This is a genomic window from Bacillus haikouensis (genome assembly GCF_013179555.1).
Lineage (GTDB): Bacteria > Bacillota > Bacilli > Bacillales > Bacillaceae_B > Rossellomorea > Rossellomorea haikouensis_A.
On record NZ_JABMCR010000371.1, the window covers coordinates 1 to 3338 of the forward strand.

General features: G+C 43.2%; 3 protein-coding genes and 1 pseudogene. 3 read left to right on the top strand and 1 reads right to left on the bottom strand.

Annotation, left to right across the window (positions count from 1 at the left end):
- Positions 1-181: pseudogene (locus HP456_RS21665) on the bottom strand (glucoamylase family protein); the annotation flags it as partial.
- Between the two features lie 352 nt (positions 182-533).
- Between HP456_RS21665 and HP456_RS21670 the strand changes: the two are divergent.
- From HP456_RS21670 to HP456_RS21680, 3 genes are all read left to right on the top strand, one after another.
- Entirely contained in the window at positions 534-2231 is a 1698-nt protein-coding gene (locus HP456_RS21670) for an AMP-binding protein (RefSeq protein ID WP_172254963.1), read from the top strand.
- 149 nt (positions 2232-2380) lie between these two features.
- Positions 2381-2968 (top strand): fatty acid metabolism transcriptional regulator FadR, encoded by a 588-nt coding sequence (gene fadR / locus HP456_RS21675; protein WP_172254965.1) that lies wholly within the window; start codon positions 2381-2383, stop codon positions 2966-2968.
- 22 nt (positions 2969-2990) lie between these two features.
- Positions 2991-3338, top strand: a 348-nt coding sequence (locus tag HP456_RS21680) for an enoyl-CoA hydratase-related protein (protein WP_172254967.1), incomplete at its 3' end; no start/stop codon positions are given.

Here is a 3338-nt window from a genome sequence, read left to right on the forward strand (position 1 = left end):
GACCGGTCTCCGGATCCGTATGGTCTTGATAATATTTATAGGTTTTAGCTGCAACCGCTTTCAATTCTGCTCGAAAAGCGTTCTCCCTGCCGTCCCTTTCTTCTTTTGCAGAAACAGTCGGGATGGAAAGAAGACTAATGAGAAGACATAAAATGGTGAACAGACATAATTGCTTTTTCAAACTCTTTACCCCTTTCAATGATTAGAATCGAAACGTTTCACCAACAGTGTAACATGTTCAGCATCTGAAAAGGATGGATTTCTAAATATTCGGTCATTTGGTACAGAAAGTATTCTTTTGCTGGGTAAAAAGACAGGTGGAGAATGAAGAAGAGGAATCAGGCATGTAGGATAAGCATTCAATCATATCTTGTATAGTAAGCCCAGTAAGATGTTCAGTATCTTAAATCGACAAAATCATGAGTAGGAATTAAGTCGCGGTTGAAAGGTATTTCAAATTGTAACTGAAGACCCCTTATACTATAATGATATAAAGAACTGATTTTTCTAAAAATTCAAAAGGAGGGAATACGATGACAAAACCTTGGCTTGCGGAATACCCTGCTGAAATTCCCGGTGAACTGACATTGCCGGAGAAACCTTTGCACTCGTTTCTGACTGAGGCAGCAGAGCTCTATGGGAGCAAATCCGCCATTCATTTTATGGGGAAAGAAATGACGTATCGCGAAGTGTACGAGTCTTCATTAAAATTTGCGAATTATCTGGGTAAACTGGGCATCGAAAGGGGAGACCGGGTCGCTATCATGCTTCCGAATACGCCCCAATCAGTTATCGCGTATTACGGGATCCTTTATGCAGGGGGAGTGGTGGTTCAAACAAATCCGCTGTATACAGAGAGGGAAATCGAATATCAGATGAAAGATTCGGGTGCAAAAGCGATACTCACTTTGGACATTCTTTACCCGAGAGTTTCAAAAGTCATGAAAGAAACAGAACTAGAGCACATCATTGTAACCGCTATCAAAGAGTATCTTCCATTTCCAAAAAACATGATTTATCCGTTTATCCAGAAGAAACAGTATGGAATTGTCGTAAAGGTGGAGCCGTCAGAACGAAATCATCTCTTTACTGATATCATGACATCACAAAAAGCTGTAAAGATACCAGCGGGGGAATTTGATTTTGAAAATGATTTGGCCCTATTGCAATACACGGGTGGAACGACCGGGTTCCCTAAGGGGGTCATGCTTACTCACAAAAATCTGATCGCGAACGCTTCAATGTGTGACGCGTGGCTTTATAAGTGTAAAAAAGGGGAAGAAAAGATACTCGGGATCCTTCCGTTCTTCCATGTATACGGCATGACAGCGGTGATGATCCTGTCAATCATGCAGGGATATAAAATGATCCTGCTTCCAAAATTCGATGTTGAAACGACGCTGAAAACAATACAGAAGCAGAAGCCGACGCTGTTTCCTGGAGCCCCTACCATCTATATTGGTTTATTGAATCATCCTGATCTAAAAAAATATGATCTATCATCAATCGATTCCTGTTTGAGCGGAAGTGCCCCGCTGCCTGTAGAAGTACAGCAGAAATTTGAAGAAGTCACTGGAGGAAAATTGGTGGAAGGGTACGGACTGACCGAGTCCTCACCTGTGACACACGCAAACTTCCTTTGGGACAAAGAGAGAATCAAGGGAAGCATCGGGCTTCCATGGCCAAATACAGATAGTGCGGTATTCTCACTTGAAACAGGCGAACCGCTTCCTCCCAATGAGATTGGGGAAATAGTCGTGAAAGGCCCGCAGGTGATGAAAGGGTACTGGAACCGCCCCGAAGAAACCGAACAGACGCTAAGGGATGGCTGGCTGTTAACGGGTGACCTGGGATACATGGATGAAAAAGGATATTTCTACGTGGTGGACCGCAAGAAAGACATGATTATCGCAGGAGGCTTTAATATATATCCAAGAGAGATAGAAGAAGTATTATATGAACATCCATCCATCCAGGAAGTTGTCGCGGCTGGTGTCCCTGATGCATACAGAGGGGAAACAGTCAAAGCCTATGTGGTCCTGAAAGAAGGAGAAAACCTGACTGAAAAGGACTTGGATGAGTTTTCACGAAAGTATCTCGCTGCCTATAAGGTCCCAAGGATTTATGAATTCAGAAAAGAACTGCCTAAAACCGCGGTGGGAAAGATCTTGCGAAGAGCGCTTATAGATGAAGAACGGAAAAAGATAGAAGACGAACAGAAATTAAGCTAGAATAATAACAGGGGATCTTCCTTTTAGATTCACTCTCTTTTTTTTATCATGTTGGACAAGGGTCACCCTTGACAATCAGACACATACATTTTATTATTTAAATATGAATGACCATTCATTCATATTTTGATAAGGAAGGTCAACTAACCATGAAACGAAATAAACCTAAATACAAGCAAATCATTGATGCGGCGGTCGTAGTTATAGCTGAAAATGGCTACCATCAGGCGCAGGTATCTAAAATAGCGAAACAAGCAGGCGTCGCCGATGGTACCATCTACCTTTATTTTAAGAACAAGGAAGATATATTGATTTCATTATTCAGAGAAAAGATGGCTATCTTTGTAGAAAAAATCGAAGAAGTCATTGCAGGAAAACAGACGGTTTCCGAGAAGTTATATGTGATGGTGGAAAACCATTGCAAACTACTATCAGAGGATCATCATTTAGCAATCGTCACTCAGCTCGAGCTCCGGCAGTCCAACAAAGATATCAGGGTCAAGATCAACGATGTGTTGAAGGGCTACCTTCAATTGGTGGATAAAATATTGATAAGCGGTGTGGAATCCGGAGAGTTACCGAAAGATCTTGAGGTGCGCCTGGCGCGTCAGATGATTTTCGGGACGCTGGATGAAGTGGTGACGACGTGGGTAATGAACGATCAGAAATATGATATAGTGGCTCAAGTCCCTGCTATACACAAACTATTACTTCATGGATGTGGCGGCAGGAACTAAATTAGTTTAGGGGGATGAGAGAGTGGAACATTTATCGTGGTCATTAGAAGGAAAGGTAGCGCATGTGATCATACAAAGACCGCCGGCTAACGCACTGGCAAGCGGTCTGATAAGAGAAATCGATGCTATCCTTGACGAACTCGAAGGAAACCGGGACGTCCGGGTCATCCTTCTAAAGGGTGAAGGCCGTTTCTTCTCCGCTGGGGCGGATATAAAGGAATTCACGACGATTGAAACGGGAGAAGAATTTTCTCAGCTGGCCAAAAAAGGGCAAGATGTCTTCGAAAGGATGGAAAACTTTCCCAAGCCTATCATTGCAGCCATTCACGGTGCTGCTTTGGGCGGCGGCCTGGAGCTTGCGATGGGCTGT